Origin of the sequence: Lentzea nigeriaca (genome assembly GCF_016907955.1) — a bacterium.
Classification (GTDB): Bacteria; Actinomycetota; Actinomycetes; order Mycobacteriales; family Pseudonocardiaceae; genus Lentzea; species Lentzea nigeriaca.
The window spans coordinates 62,535-77,839 of the sequence record NZ_JAFBCX010000006.1; the positions used below are offsets into that span (position 1 = coordinate 62,535).

The following is a 15,305-nucleotide window of genomic DNA, read 5'->3' on the forward strand; positions in this document are numbered from 1 at the left end:
TGTCCTTGCTGTGCTAACCCTTTCCGGCAATCTTCCGGAGCATCGCGTTGTAGGCCTCGAGGTCGGCGTCGCCATCGGCGTCGGCCTTGCGGTCCAACCGCTTCGCCTCCCGGCTGTCCTGCCGGGCCCACTGCGCGAGCAACGCGACCATCACCACGAGCAACGGGATCTCCCCCGCCGCCCACGCGATACCGCCGCCGAGTCGCTGGTCCTCCAGCAGGTTCTGCACCCAAGGCAACGAAAGATTCCGGTAGAACTGCTCGCCGATGACGGTCTGCGAGCTCATCAGCACGACGCCGAAGAACGCGTGGAACGGGATCGACGCGAACAACAGCCCCAACCGGCCGAGCGGCGGCAGCTTGTTCGGTGCCGGGTCCACGCCGATCACGGGCCAGTAGAAGACGTAACCGGCGAGGATGAAGTGGGCGTTCATCGCGAGGTGCGCCCAGTGGAACGGCAACGCGGCCTCGAACAGCCCGGAGAAGTACAGGGCGTAGAAGGAACCGACGAACAACCCCAGCGCCACAAAGGGGTTCGTCAACAAACGCGCGAGCGGTGAGTGCACGAACGCCAGCACCCACTCTCGTGGCCCCGGCACCTCCTTGTTGACCGGCAACGCGCGCAACGCCAGCGTGACCGGCCCGCCCAGGACGAACAGGATCGGCGTCAGCATGGACAGCACCATGTGGGCTTCCATGTGGACGCTGAACATCGCCGGCGAGTACCGACCCATGCCCGACGACGTGGCGAACAGGAGAGCGAAGCACCCGCACAGCCACGCGGCCGTGCGTCCGACCGGCCACTTGTCGCCCCGCTTGGTGAGCCGGCGCACCCCCAGCACGTAGAACAGCGCGAGGGCCAGCGCCGCCGTGCCGTAGATCAGGTCGAAGCGCCAGTCGAACAGGATGCGTGCCAGCGTCGGCGGCCCGTCGAGGTCGTACCCGATGGCGATCTCCGTGCGGCTGGGCAGTTCGACGCTGCCGCTGGGAGGAGGCGTGCGGGCCAGCGCCACCGCGAGGCCGATCGTGAACATCATCAGCAGGACTTCGAGTCCCGCGAGCTTCAGCAACGCGTGCGGCTTCCCGTCGACCACGCCCTTCACGCCGCGTTCGCGCTGGAAGTACCCGAACACGCCGAGCAGCAGCAGACAGGCCAGTTTGCCGAGCGTCAGCCAGCCGTAGGTCGACGTCACGAGATCGGACGGTGCGACGCGCACGAGCGCGTTCACGACGCCCGAGACGGCCATGACGATCCAGCAGACCAGCGCCATCTTCGAGAACCGAGTCGCGGCGAGCGGAAGGTGCGCTCCACCACGCCTGCCGTGCGCGAGCAACGCGATCAGGCCACCCACCCACAACACCGCGGCGATGAGGTGGAACAAGAGGCTGTTCGTGGCCATGTCGTGTGAGCCACCCGACGACGAGTGGCCGGTGACCGCGACCGGCACCAGCGCGAAGATCGCCAGGAACAGCAGGACCGTCGTCCACCCCCACGACAGCACGAGACGGCAGCCCAGTGCGAGCAAGCTCACGATGATCGCCGTCAGCAGCCACGCCTTCGACTGCTCCAGCAACATCGCCGTCGCCATCATCTGGCTGAAGGTGAACGAGCTCACGGGCCGGTCGATCGCGGCCGCCGTGTTGAACGGCACGGAGAGCACAGCACCCACGAGCCACACGAGCGCGAACCATCCGGCGGTGCGCATCGCGGCGTAACCGTCCGCTGCGAGAGTGCCGGACTTCTGCGGTGGCACGAGAAACGCCGCCAGCAGCAACGAGCCGATGGTCACCACCGCGCCTGTCTCCGTCAGCACGCGCACGACGAGCAGCCCGACCGGAGGGTTGGGCGAGAGCGTGCTCAACGCGACGGCGACAAGAGCCGCCACCGCGAAGCCGATGACGACGAGGGGCACCAATCCCGTTCTGGTGGAGCGTTCGATTGCCACGTTCAGGAGCCTACGACCCTCCGGTGCCGCGCCGTCGCTCACACGGACGCCGGCTGCCGGGCAGCCCGCCTGGCCAGCCACGTGGCCGGGATGATCAGCGCGGTGACCAGCGCCACGAACCCCAGCGACACCACGAGAGAGCTCACGTGCGCGAGCCCGCCCACGATCGGTGGTCCGGCGAGGAACCCCGTGTAAGCGATCGTCGTCACCAGGCCCAGCTCGCGTTCACCGCCGCTGCCGTCCGCGCGTTTGCCCGTGTCGCTCGCGAGATCCATGACCACGGGGAACGAGAATGCGAGCCCGAGCCCGGCCAGGCCGAACCCGAGGTAGCCCGCCGCGGGGAACGGGACCACGACGGCCAGCGCCAGACCTGTTGCCGCAAGCCCACCGCCCGCGGCGAGAAGGCGGTGCGGGCCGAGCGTGCGTTGGATCGGTTCGCCAAACCACCGTGCGAGCGCCATCGCGATGGAGAAGCCCGCATAGGCGTATGCACCAGCCGCGTCGCCCATGCCGCGTTCACGCACCATGAACAACGCCGACCAGTCCGCCGCCGCCCCTTCCGCGATGGCGCTGCACAGCGCGACGCTCGCCAACAGCCAGAGAACCGGGCTCTTGAGCACGTTCGTGCGTTCGGTGGCTTCTTCCCTATGACGCTCCCCCACTCCTCCGGGGATGCTCTTCGCAATGAGAGCCGTGACGACGAGCCCGACCAACGCCGCCAGGAGGAAGTGCTTCATCGGCGACCAGTGCGCTTGAGCGGCGGCGGCGCTGCCCAACGACCCGATGAGGCCGCCGAAGCTGAAGCCCGCGTGGAACTGCGGCATCAACGGCCGTTGCAGATCGCGGACGACGACGACCGCCGCGATGTTCATCGACACGTCCATCGCCGCGACGCTCGCACCCAGCGCGATGAGGATCAGCCCGAATTGCACGGGCGACCGCGACAGCGCGAGCACGGGCAGAAGGAGCGGACTGAGGAGGCTGCTCGCCAACAGCACGTTGCGCGACCCGTACACCGCGCAGACCCGTGCCGCCACGGGCGCCGTGACAGCCAGCCCGGCGCTCGCCCCGAGCAACGCCAGGCCGAGGCCGCCTGGTTCGGCACCGATCTGCTCGGCGAGCGCGGGCACACGGGAGGCCCAGGTGCCGAAGACGGCGCCGTTCAACAGGAAGACAACGAACGTGGCCAGGCGCGGGGACATGCGCTCCAGCATGACTGAAGCGCTTCAGTTCCGCCACTCATTCGTGCGCGAACTCTCGCCTACGATGCTGTTCGTGGACTCCGATCGCCGACGCAGGCCGACGCTGGACACCGTCGCCGCCGCGGTCGGGGTTTCCAGGGCAACGGTGTCGAACGCGTACAACCGCCCCGACCAACTCTCGTCGTCGTTGCGCGAACGCATCTTGGAGACGGCGCGCTCTCTGGGCTATGCGGGCCCAGATCCCGTAGCCCGCTCTCTCGCCACACGGTCGTCAGCGGCTGTGGGTTTCATGCTGCCGCAGGGCCTGTCCGGCGCGTTCTCGGATCCGGCGCTGTCGATCGTGCTCGACGGCCTCGCCTCGACCGTCGACGGCCACGACCACAGCCTCGTCCTGATGCCCGGCGACGCCACGGGCGGCCCACGTCCGTCGATCGTGGCACGCGCGCAAGCCGACGTGATGGTCGCGTACTCACTCCCGGACTCCGCCCCGGCGCTGGACGCGGTGGCCGCCCGCGGCCTCCCCCTGGTCGTGATCGACCAGCCCGTCCTGCCGGGTTCGGCACGCGTCGAAGTGCAGGACTACCTCGGCGCGACGCTCGCCGCGTCCTTCCTGCTCGCGCAAGGCCATTCCTCGTTCGGCATCCTGACGTTCTCGCTACACCCGGACGGAGTATCCGGCCCGGTTTCGTTCGAGCGCCGTTCGGCCGTGGCGTTCCGCGTGAGCCGAGACCGCCTGGGCGGCTACCTCGACACTTTGGAAAAAGCCGGGGTGCAACCGGACAATGTTCCGGTGTGGGAGGCGCGCGGCAGTGATCGCGAGCTCGGTCGTCTCGGCGCGCGGTGGTTGCTCACCCGCACGCCACGCCCGAGCGCTCTGCTGTGCGCGTCGGACCAACTCGCCTTCGGCGCCCTGCAAGCAGCCCGCGACCTCGGCTTGACCGTGCCGCGGGACGTTTCCGTCGTGGGCTTCGACGACGTCCCCGAAGCGGCCTACAGCGACCCACCGCTGACTACCGTGCGTCAACCCCTCGCCGAGAAGGGCCGCAGGGCCGGCGAACTGGCGCTGAAATTACTGGCCGGCGGCAGACCGCCGCGGCCCACGAGACTCGACGTTTCACTCGCGCAGAGAGCCTCGGCGGCCCCACGAACGTGATACGCGTCACGTTTAGACCGTTTTCGTCACCCGTTTGGCGGTAAGGCGGAAACGGTCGATCGACTTCGGACGATGTGTCCGTTGGGGGCAGCGGCGACCACACATCGTGGCCGCCTCGGTCTCCTCAAGCCTCCGTAGCTCAGTGGAGAGAGCGAGGGACTTCTAATCCCGAGGTCGCAGGTTCGAATCCTGCCGGGGGCACCAGGCAGTGAAGGCTCTTGACCTCAATGGTCAAGAGCCTTCACTGTTCGGAGGACAGGTCCTGCCCTGCGCAGACGCCGGGTGCGTGGACACGTTGTGCCGTTAACCCGCTGCTTCATGGGGAATTGGCGTGAGCGGGTGTCGGCTAAGGAGAAAGGTGCTCTGAGCTGGAAGGATGTGACTTGTCTAGGGTCATGTCCGAACCAGTTCAGGAGCACCTTTCTGGTGAGCAAGCCTACCGGGTTGTATCCGTCGTTGACGCTCGACACCGCCGGAGCGGGCGTGGTCTCACATGCCGGGGCGGTGCTGCTGACGACCGCGGTGACCACGACCGGCCTGGGCCAGGCCTTGTCGAGGGCGTTGGCCCGCTGGCGGCACCCGAACGCGATCCACGACCCGGCAAGATCGTCTGTGACCTGGCGATCGCGTTGGCCCTGGGCGGAGACTGCCTGGCCGACATCGCCGCACTGCGCGCCGAGCCGGGCGTCTTCGGCCCGGTCGCGTCCGACCCCCCACCGAATCCAGGCTGATCACCGCCCTGGCCCAGGACCCGGACAAGGTCTTGACCGCGCTGGACATCGCTCGTGCCACGGCGCGGGCCGCGGCATGGAAACTGGCCGGTGACCATGCTCCCGACCACGACATCAGCCCGGACAACCCGCTGATCATCGATCTGGACGCGATCCTGGTCACCGCGCACTCGGACAAGCAGAACGCGGCACCGACATTCAAACGTGGCTATGGTTTCCACCCGTTGTGTTCGTTCGCCGACCACGGCACGCAGGGCACCGGCGAACCGCTCGCGATCATGCTCCGGCCGGGCAACGCTGGATCGAGCACCGCCGCCGACCACATCGCCGTGACCCGCGATGCGTTGCGGCAGTTGCCGTTCACCGCCAAAGGTGGACGCGTCGGACGCAAGGTACTCATCCGTACCGACGCCGCCGGCGGCACTCACGAGTTCGTGGAATGGCTACACGCAAGGAAACTGGGCTACTCGCTCGGGTTCACCCTGCCCGACGACGCCGTCGAACGCCTCGCCCGCATCCCCGCGCACGCGTGGCCCCGCCTACGACGACGAACGCACCCCACGTGATGGAGCGTGGGTAGCCGAGGCCACCGGCGTGCTGGAGCTGTCCGGATGGCCGAAGGGCATGCGGGTGATCGTCCGCGAGGAACGCCCGCATCCCGGCGCGCAGTTGCGGTTCACCGACGCCGATGGACTCCGGCTGACCGCGTTCGTCACCAACACCGGCCGCAGACAGCTGGCCGATCTGGAACTTCGTCACCGACGCCGGGCCCGAGCCGAGAACCGCCTCCGCGCCAGCAAGGCCACAGGACTGACCAATCTGCCCCTGCACGGCTACGCCCACAACCAGATCTGGGTCGCGATCGCGGCCCACGCGGTCGAGCTGACCGCCTGGACCCAGAAGCTGGCCCCGACCGGCCACGACGCCCGCCGATGGGAACCCAAACGCCTGCGGCTACGCCTGTTCTCCATCACGGGCCGGATCGCCCGCCACGCCCGGCAAGTCCACCTCCGGCTTGCCTCCCACGCGCCGTGGGCCGATCTGATCCTGGCTGCCCACCAGCGCCTACGCGACCTACCACGACTGGCCTGACCAGCCACAACCCCATCCCCACGAGCAAACACGCACCACCATCGGGCAGTGGAACCCGACGACACCCAGTCGACAAAGGGCCACCGCGACGACCCCGAACATCGAAAGGAGGACCCGCAACAACCACCGGCCTCACCCTCAAGCCAGGCCGACACCCGCACGAAAGATCTGGGCTAACGAGCAAGACGCTCAAGGGCGAACTGCTGCGTCACCGACCTCAGCGACTTTGCGTTCGGATGATGCCAGCTCGAGTTAGCATCGTTTGGTCATTCCGTAACGCTAGACCGACCGTCGTATATACGAGAACCGTAGCGGCGAACGCGATCGGCCTTGAGCTCGACCCGAAGCACCGATCGGCGCCTCGCGGATTCGGACCTGGAGTGGGGGCCAAGCCGTGCTTGAGTGGAGTCAGGACATTCCAACCGACGGCAGCGTCGAACTGCCGCCTGACCCGCGAGCACTCGAAGCCCTGGGCCGGAACCACTCCTTGGAGACAGCCCTCGCCGATCTCGTCGACAACGCCATCGACGCGACCGCGACTCACGTGTTGATCCGGATCGTCCGGGCAGGCGGCCGTCTGCGCTCGCTGTACGTCGTCGACAACGGCTGGGGCATGTCTCCAGGCAAGATCGACGCGGCGATGACGGTCGGCGGTCGCCGCGAGTACCAGACCGGCGACCTCGGCCACTTCGGGCTTGGTTTGAAAGCCGCGTCGTTCAGCCAGGCCCGTAGCCTCACGGTAATGTCTCGAGCCAGCGGCCACGATGTGGTCGGGCGCCGGTGGCGCCCTGATCAGGCAACTCAACGCGGGTTCGAATGCGAAAAGGTGGCCTCTGAATTCGCCGCTGCGGAGTTCGACCGGGATTGGCACATCCCGATGTCCGGCAGCGGCACGGTAATTCGCTGGGACGACGTCGTGGCGTTCCCTGCGTCAGACGACGCGAAGCGAGTGGAGACCTTCGTCGACAAGGCCATCACGACCACGTGCCAGCACCTCGGCATGGTCTTCCACAGGTTCCTCGAGGACGGGCGGCTGACCGTCGAATTCGAGGTTCAGGACATCGACGCCTCCTTCATCAGCCCACCCGTTCAGGTGACACCCCTGAACCCCTTCGGATACTCACGATCGGGCAGAACGGACTTCCCCAAGGAGCTGACGGCGAAGGCCGGCGGCTACGAGCTGACGTTCCGCTGCCACATCTGGCCAGGACGGTCGAACACGCCACAGTTCCGGCTGTCCGGCACGCCGTCCAGCCATCAGGGACTGTTCTTCTACCGTCGCGATCGTCTGCTGCAGGCCGGCGGATGGGAAGGTGTACACGCTTCCGACAGGCGGCTCCAACTCGCGAGGGTCGAAGTCAACATCGACGGTGATGTCACCGGGCTCTTTCAGATGAACCCGGAGAAGTCCCGCGTTCAGGTCGGCCCTGAGTTCGCGAGACTCGCCGCTGTGGCAACTGCGGCTGACGGGACCACTCTCCATAGCTACCTCGACACCGCCGAGCAGGTCTATCGGACATCTCAATCCCGTACTGCCAAGCGCACACCCATGATCCATCCTGGTACGGGTCTTCCGCCACGTGTCCGCTCCACGATCGAGAAGGAGATCCCCGGGGTTCGCAGTGAGAAGCCCATCGACATCAAGTGGATCGATTTCACCGACGACACGTTGTTCAAGGTGGACCGGGAATCCAGCACTCTGTGGCTCAACAGGCGGTATCGGCAGATGCTGCTAGGCGGCAAACACGCCGGACTGAACGACGTACCGCTGATCAAATCGCTCCTCTACCTTCTCGTTGCGAATGTCTTCGAGGGCGACTACCTCGGGCCTAGAGACAAGGACAACATCGAGCTATGGCAGAAGATCCTGACGACCGCGGTACAGGCGGAGCGACAGTGACAGCCAGCGCCGCTGTCGCGAAGCGCCACGCGTCGGTCGAGAGCTTCGACAAGTATCTCGCCACCGGCGGTGACGCCGTCATCCCCATTCAGGGTGCGCCGCGCTCGTTCGTCTTCATCCACGCGGCGAAGCCGGAGCTCGGGCTTCGCATCGAGGTCGACCTCAAGACCGAAGCACCGGAAACGGGGTTGCGCAACATCATCTCCCGGATCGCGACGCGAAACGACGTCCGGTACCTCGAGGTCGTGGTCACGGCCCCTGCGTTGTTCCGCGACGCGTACCCGGTTCTCTGTTCAATGGCCGACCGCGTTCAGGTAGCCGGCATGTCGCCGGGGGATGCCTTGAGGGCGACGTTGGAGAAGATGACGTCCCTGCTGCGCACCCCGGAGACGATGTCCAGGGAGCGCGAAGTCGGCCTGTTCGGCGAGCTTCTGGTGATGGCCGGGCTCATTCGGGAGCTAGGAGCCACCAAAGCGACCCAAGCCTGGCGCGGTGGTCAATCGGAGGAACACGACTTCGGGCTCGCCGAGCTCGACATCGAGGTCAAAACCACGACCAGTGAGCGCCGGACCCACTGGATCGAGTCCTTGACACAACTTATGCCCACCCAAGATCGGCCTCTGTGGCTGGTTAGCCATCAGATCACCAATGCTGGAAGCGCGGGCCGCACACTGCCGGAGTTAGTCGACGGCATCCGGGCAGCCGTCAGTTCATCCGCCGCCGGCAGGTTCGAGGAGGCACTAGCCGCGTCCGGCTGGTCCGACGGGTACCGGGATCGGCTGGGCACCCGCTGGACACCGCGTACGGACAGCGTTGCATACCTCGTCACAGATGGATTTCCCAGGCTGACTCCAGACTCCCTCCGATCGAACGTGTTCGGGCTTGATCGGATCGTCGACGTCCGATACCGCATCAGCCTGGACAAACTGGACAGCTCAACGGACATGCCCAAGATCATCGCGACCGCCATCGCGCGTGAAGGACTGACATGACCAACCCTCTCGTCTTGGCCTACACCAACGCGTTGCGCGCGATGGAGGGCGGCGCACCGAAGAATCTCATCCGGCGCGCGCTCCTGGAAGCCGAGGAGATCGATCCGAATCTTGACGCCTCAGAGGAAAAGCTTCGCGAGCACGTGACCGGAAGCGAAGTCAACGACAGGCTGCACCTCGACCTCCATCTGGCATTGATCAAATGGGACAACGCCAAGGTGGCGGGAAACGAGTGGACCAACGGCACTCAGCCCAACACGGACGAGCGCCGATCGCTTGTCGTCAAGGCACTTGGACTCGACGACGCGACCAAGGACGTCTTTGACAAGCAGTTCCCGCCCTCTGGCGGCGACAACGCAACCGTCATCGCCGGCCCGTGGGATCCGTGGTACACGCCCGAAGTTAAGCAGCAGCGGGACTTCTATTGGCGTGACTACCTCGGGTACCTCCGCACGCAACGTGGCTGGGACGCAGAAGCGCTCGACAACTTGGACACAGCGACGACCCATGTCGTCGAGCGGCTGGTCGATCCGTCACGAGAGAAAGCCGGACAAACCAAAGGGCTGGTGGTCGGCTACGTTCAGAGCGGCAAGACGGCCAACTTCACCGGCGTGATCGCCAAAGCCATCGACGCCGGCTACCGCCTGATCATCGTCATGACCGGCACGACAAACCTACTGCGGGAACAGACACAGCGACGTCTGGACATGGAGTTGGTCGGTCGCGAGAACATCCTGCGCGGTGCCAAAGAGGACGATCCGAGCGCGATCGACCGCATCGACTACCTCGATGACGAGGACTGGCTCGCGGGCAGGTTTGTGAGCCACGGTGCGAGGCCCTCCGACATCGGACGCCCGGACATCCACCGCATGACCACCCGCAACTTCGACTACCGAAAGTTGCAGCAAGGGTTGCCGGCGTTGGAGTTCGAGCGCGAGGACAAGTCACAGCCCTTGTGGCACAAGAACAACCTCTTCACCAGCAACGCTCGACTGATCATCGTCAAGAAGAACTCGTCCGTGCTGAAGAATCTGGTCAAGGACCTCAAGCACACCGCCGACAAGTTGGAGGACATCCCAGCCCTCATCATCGACGACGAGTCGGATCAAGCCTCGGTCAACACCGTCGACCAGCGGAAGTGGCAAGAGCTGTGGGACGAGAACAAGAAGAAGCGGACAGCGATCAACCAACACATCTCTGATCTGCTCGGCATGCTGCCCCGCGTGCAGTATGTCGGCTACACGGCCACACCCTTCGCGAACGTCTTCGTCGATCCCTACGACGCTGAGGACATCTTTCCGAAGGATTACCTCATCTCCCTGCCGCGGCCAGATGGTTACATGGGAGCCGAGGACTTCCACGACCTGGACCGCACCATCCCAGATGAGGAGAAGACATACGCAAACTCTGGCGAGAAGGCTCACGTCCGGCTCGTCGGCAAGGGCGATGAGGAGAAGGAACTCCAGACAGCGCTCGACTCCTTCGTGCTCGCGGGAGCGATCAAGCTCTACCGGGAAGCACATGGGTGCAAGGAGTTCAGGCACCACACAATGCTCGTGCACGAAACGATGCGGAAGTCCGGTCACAAGGCCAACGCCCAGGACATCCAGGCGATGTGGCAAGGCGCCGGCTACCTGAGCGGTGGTGCGTACAAGCGGTTGCAGGACCTGTTCGTGAACGACTTCAGCCCGGTTTCCGCAGCACTCAAGCCCGACGTGCCGACACCCAGTTCGTTCGAGGAGGTGGCGAGGTACATCGGCGAGGCGGCGCGCAAGATCGCCCCAAACGCGAACCCGGTACTGGTCGTCAACAGCGAGACGGCCATTGAACAAGAGGACCTCGACTTCGACAAACGGCCCATTTGGCGTGTCCTCGTCGGTGGCAACAAACTGGCACGAGGGTTCACCGTCGAGGGACTTACGGTAACCTACTACTCTCGCGGCGTTGGCCACGCCGAGGCGTTGATGCAGATGGGTCGCTGGTTCGGATTCCGGCCCGGATACCGCGACCTGGTGCGGCTCTTCGTCACGAAGAAGGTGCGCGACGCGTTTGAGGCCGCGTGTCGCGATGAAGAACACTTCCGCAAAGAGCTGCGCCAGTACGCCGACATGGCCAATGGGCGGCCGACCATCACCCCAGAGGATGTCCAGCCACTGGTGATGAGGCACGGTCTGCGGCCAACGGCACCGAACAAGATGTACAACGCCGAGCTTGTCCAGAAGCGAACCAAGACGAAGGAGCCCAGCTCCGGCTATCCGCGCCTCGACAATCAGGGTGCGCTCGACCAAAACATCGACGCGTGCGTGCCGTTGCTCAAGGCAGCCGCGACATCGACCATCCTGCGCGCCGGGACCCGCAGCTTCGACGCGTTGATCGGCACCGTCTCGCACGAGCTGATGGTCGATGTTCTCCGCAGCCTGACATGGGCAACGCCTGACACCTTCGCGCCAGATCTCGCGTGGATCGCGACCTTGTCCGATGAGGTCATCGACCATTGGGACGTCATGCTGCCACAGCGAAAGAACCGGGCCCCCGTAAACATCAGGGGTGTCGGTAGGTTCGCCGTCCACGGCCGGAAGGTCGAGCACGACATCAGCATCCGCGGAAACTCTGAGAGCCTTCACCGCGACGCGATCAAAGAGTTTCCTGGGAGGACTGCGAAGTCCGGCTGCGTGATCCTTTATCCGATCATGAGCAACGACGACCTGAAGAAGAACGACATCGCGGACGACGGCTACCCGAAGCGACTCGTGATGGCGCTCATGCTCCAGCTTCCTGACGCCGCCATCCCCGATGACCACCGACCGCTCGTATACCGTGTGAAATCACCGGACAAGCCACATTACGCGATCGTCGACAAGTGAGCGGGATCCCCGGGGTGGCAAGCAAGACACGAGTCGACAGCCTGCGAAATCCGCCTCATCCGGCACGGTAGGATCCAACCATGCCGGATGAGCGGACGCCGACGCGACGCAAGTCGGTCGAACTGTTCGCTGGTGGCGGTGGCCTGGCCATGGCTGTCCACCGCGCGGGCTTCCGACCGCTCTTGCTCAACGAGTACGTCAAGCATGCATGCGACACCCTCGAGGCCAACGGGGCAGTCCCTCGCGGCGAAGAGGAACGGATCCCAGGGGAAGACGAACCCTGGCCCCTGGTCCGGGGGGATGTGCGGGACCTGAAAATGGGTTACCTGCAGGGCGAAGTCGACCTCTTGGCGGGCGGACCGCCCTGTCAGCCGTTCAGTCTTGGCGGCATCGCCAAGGGCGACGAGGACAAGCGCAACATGTTCCCGGAGATGTTCCGAGCCATCCGGGAGATCCAGCCGAAGGCTGTTATCTGCGAGAACGTCCGCGGCTTGCTGCGCCCCTCCTTCAAGCCCTACTTCGACTACATCCTCCGTGAACTGGAGTTCCCGTTCGAGGAGCGAGATCCAGAAGCCAGCTGGCTGCAGCACGACGCGATCCTCAAGGCCAGACAGGAGCAATCCACGGCGACGTCGCACGAGCGGTACCGGGTGTACAAGTTCGAGGTCAACGCCGCCGACTACGGCGTTCCACAGATCCGTAACCGAGTGATCATCGTCGCCTTCCGGGGGGATCTCGACATCGATAAGACGATCCTGCGCGACGCGGTCAAGCCAACGCATTCCGAACGCGCGTTGCGTCAGTCGCTGATCAGTGGGGAGTACTGGGCTCGTCATCCGAAGGTCGCCAAGCACGTGCGCGATCACGTGATGGCCGGTTTGCAGGACGAGATCCCGCTCGGCGACGAGGAGAGCACGCTCAAGCCGTGGCGTACTTTGCGCGACGCCATCGCCGGGCTGGACAACGATGAGAAGCCGTTGCCGGTGGTTTCCTGGGATCGGCTGGACCGCGTGCAATACGACGACATGCCGATCGATCACGTCGGCTGGCCTGATGCGCGGATCTACCCAGGCCACACCCCGAACCTGCTTGACCGTCCCGCGAAGACCGTGAAAGCGGGCGTCCACGGCGTGCCTGGGGGTGAGTCCGTCATGCTGACCGACACCCGCATCACAGGTCCGCGTCCTCCGTCGGGGCACCGCTACCGACACAGGTACATGACAGTCCGAGAAGCGGCCAGGGTCATGACCTTTCCGGACAGCTGGAAGCTGAGCGGTCCACGAGGAGAGAAGATGCGTCAGCTCGGCAACGCGGTGCCGGTGTTGCTCGGTGAGGTCTTCGCCAAAGCGGTGGCGAAGGTGTTGGATGACGTCGAGAATCGCGCGTGACTGTTCCTCCCGCACAAGCCTGGAAGCCCCGAGCAGGTAGGTCGAGGGCTGCGGTCAAGTCCGAACAGGACAGGGCAGCCGGCGGTCACTACAGGCGCGCGGTACGGCTTGAGACCGGAGGAATCGCGGTCGGTTCAATCGTGCTGAAACCCTTGGCGCGCGACAACAAAGTCCACGCGTACCTGAGGTGGACCGTTGATGGCCGGTCGGTCAGCCGATCGCTGGGCCCGGTCACGAACTCCACCCGAGCCGCCAACTTGACAGACGGCTGGAATCTTGCTCGGTCCGAGGGGTTTGTTCACGACCAGGCGCTGCCGCCCGAGTCTTGGGCATCATCTGCCGAGGTACGGGCTTCGATGCGAGGCAACCGCAGCCGCGACACCACGCCCGAGCGCCAGCTTCGGGCGCTCCTTCACGCTCGTGGTCTGCGTTATCGCGTATCGGTGCGACCTGTGCCGACACTGCGTCGTACCGCCGATATCGTCTTTCCGAAGGCTCGGGTCGCGGTCTTCGTCGACGGCTGCTACTGGCACGGGTGTCCAGAGCACCATCGTCCGGCGACGAAGAACTCGGAGTTCTGGCGAACGAAAATCTCGGAGAACCGGCAACGTGACGCCGAGACCAACCAGGCACTCGCTACCCATGGCTGGACCGTCGTCCGCTGCTGGGAGCACGAGGATCCGGTGTCTGCCGCCGATCGCGTCGCGAGCGTGCTCAGCGAAGCGCTCTGAGAGAGCGTAGACCTGGGTAAGGTCGGCTCCATGCCCGAAATACCCGTGCCCCAGGAAATCCGAGAGTCCGTGCTCCGCGAGCTCTACCGGCAGGCGGACTCATTCGATTGGGAAGACGTTCCTGTCCGGCAGAAGACCACGCACTATCGGCAGTGGGTGGAGGATCCGTCGATCGGCGGCAAGTTGGCTGACTACTACACCGCTGAGGGAATGCGTGTCTGGCTAAAGGACGGCCCACTCAAGGAGTACGCGCGGGCGCTAGAAAACTTTGGGCCGTACGCCAAATACGTAAGCAAGCGGCTCGCACCCCCGAGCGAATTCATCACAGAGATTCTCGGCAACTCCTGGACAGTGTTGCCCGAAAGCATCAGAGAGAAGCCAATGCACTGCCTGATCACGGACGGCCGCGAACGCCGATACGTCTGCTGGGGACGACCTCGAGCCTTCCGAGACCTGCTGTGGGCGGCGGTGAATAAAGCCATAGCTTCGACCTCCCGGCCGTTGATCGTGGTCTACCTGACGGATGGGAAGACGGTGAGCGACAGCCAAAAGAGCTTGCATCAGAAGATCGCCGCGCATTGCGAACTTGACCTCGCCTATGTGTATCGACGCTGGGAGGACATCCCCGCGAGCTGAAGCTCAGTTCTTACCAGCCAGCAGGCGGATCACGGCTCTACGAGCTCGTAGCCGACGCCCACGCCAGGAAACTCGACTGGAGGTCTCTGTGGCGGCGGCAGCTCATGACACTGTCAGGCATCCTGCCGGAGACGCACGCCCTCGGGTATGGCAGCAACACGCCACAGACCTCCAACAACGGCTTATTCCCCGTTCGGGCGACTGACTAAACATCTGAGCCAAGAACAAGGGCGACACGCCACCCTTTCGAGTTAATTCTTGACATCGGACACCGTTCAGGGTGTGGCAGGAGTTGGTCAGGCGGGCGCACGCGACGCCAGAGCCGTGGACGACGGTGGCCGCGGGAATGATGATCCCCAGGCTCAAGCACATCGGAGGCAAACTCGGCGACCGTTCCCTGGCGACCGCAACGATTTCGACTGCGAGATCCTCGAGGGCTTCCTTCAGAAACTTGACGTCGCTGACACGGCTCCGAACTCACCGAGAGCCTCGGCGACCTCCATCCCGCTGGCGGACATCCGGACCTCGTTCTTCACAAGACGATGCTCTCCGGTGTGGTCACGCCACACCAAGCCGACCTCATCCCCGATGTGCTGCTCAACCACGCCGAGCCGCTCTGCCGCGGCAAAGCGGCTCGGCGTGAGCCGCCACCAGGTGGCGTCCCAGCTCAA

General features: G+C 64.9%; 10 protein-coding genes, 1 tRNA gene and 1 pseudogene. 9 read left to right on the plus strand and 3 right to left on the minus strand.

Going from position 1 to position 15,305, the window contains the following annotated elements; translation table 11 throughout:
• Nucleotides 1-13: 13 nt before the first annotated feature.
• Both JOD27_RS21600 and JOD27_RS21605 read right to left on the minus strand, forming a co-directional pair.
• A complete protein-coding gene (locus JOD27_RS21600; protein ID WP_307830249.1) occupies nucleotides 14-1,945 on the minus strand; it encodes a bifunctional copper resistance protein CopD/cytochrome c oxidase assembly protein in 1,932 nt (643 codons plus the stop codon).
• A gap of 38 nt (nucleotides 1,946-1,983) precedes the next feature.
• The gene (locus JOD27_RS21605) at nucleotides 1,984-3,147 is read right to left on the minus strand and encodes an MFS transporter (protein WP_204764084.1); all 1,164 of its coding nucleotides are present in this window, start codon (nucleotides 3,145-3,147) and stop codon (nucleotides 1,984-1,986) included.
• Between the two features lie 64 nt (nucleotides 3,148-3,211).
• Here JOD27_RS21605 and JOD27_RS21610 point away from each other — a divergent pair, with 64 nt between their 5' ends.
• The 9 genes and pseudogenes from JOD27_RS21610 (at nucleotide 3,212) to JOD27_RS21650 (ending at nucleotide 14,634) form a co-directional block, all read left to right on the plus strand.
• Nucleotides 3,212-4,300: a LacI family DNA-binding transcriptional regulator gene (locus JOD27_RS21610; RefSeq protein WP_239568207.1), complete on the plus strand. Its 1,089-nt coding sequence runs from the start codon at nucleotides 3,212-3,214 to the stop codon at nucleotides 4,298-4,300.
• 128 nt (nucleotides 4,301-4,428) lie between these two features.
• Nucleotides 4,429-4,504 (plus strand) — tRNA-Arg (locus tag JOD27_RS21615).
• A 222-nt stretch (nucleotides 4,505-4,726) separates the two neighbouring features.
• Nucleotides 4,727-6,123, plus strand: a pseudogene (locus JOD27_RS21620) (IS1380 family transposase).
• A gap of 394 nt (nucleotides 6,124-6,517) precedes the next feature.
• Nucleotides 6,518-8,023 (plus strand): ATP-binding protein, encoded by a 1,506-nt coding sequence (locus tag JOD27_RS21625; RefSeq protein WP_204764086.1) that lies wholly within the window; start codon nucleotides 6,518-6,520, stop codon nucleotides 8,021-8,023.
• Nucleotides 8,020-9,015, plus strand: a complete 996-nt coding sequence (locus JOD27_RS45090) for a PD-(D/E)XK motif protein (RefSeq protein WP_204764087.1) — start codon at nucleotides 8,020-8,022, stop codon at nucleotides 9,013-9,015. Before JOD27_RS21625 ends, JOD27_RS45090 begins: the two co-directional genes overlap by 4 nt.
• Nucleotides 9,012-11,879 (plus strand): Z1 domain-containing protein, encoded by a 2,868-nt coding sequence (locus tag JOD27_RS21635; RefSeq protein ID WP_204764088.1) that lies wholly within the window; start codon nucleotides 9,012-9,014, stop codon nucleotides 11,877-11,879. The genes JOD27_RS45090 and JOD27_RS21635 overlap by 4 nt, the downstream gene beginning before the upstream one ends.
• Nucleotides 11,880-11,959: 80 nt before the next feature.
• Entirely contained in the window at nucleotides 11,960-13,267 is a 1,308-nt protein-coding gene (locus JOD27_RS21640; protein WP_204764089.1) for a DNA cytosine methyltransferase, read from the plus strand.
• A gap of 140 nt (nucleotides 13,268-13,407) precedes the next feature.
• Nucleotides 13,408-13,998 (plus strand): very short patch repair endonuclease, encoded by a 591-nt coding sequence (locus JOD27_RS21645; protein ID WP_307830250.1) that lies wholly within the window; start codon nucleotides 13,408-13,410, stop codon nucleotides 13,996-13,998.
• Nucleotides 13,999-14,028: 30 nt separating this feature from the next.
• Nucleotides 14,029-14,634 (plus strand): hypothetical protein, encoded by a 606-nt coding sequence (locus JOD27_RS21650; RefSeq protein WP_204764090.1) that lies wholly within the window; start codon nucleotides 14,029-14,031, stop codon nucleotides 14,632-14,634.
• Between the two features lie 443 nt (nucleotides 14,635-15,077).
• Here the strand turns inward: JOD27_RS21650 and JOD27_RS21655 are convergent, their stop codons facing one another.
• Entirely contained in the window at nucleotides 15,078-15,305 is a 228-nt protein-coding gene (locus JOD27_RS21655) for a hypothetical protein (RefSeq protein WP_204764091.1), read from the minus strand.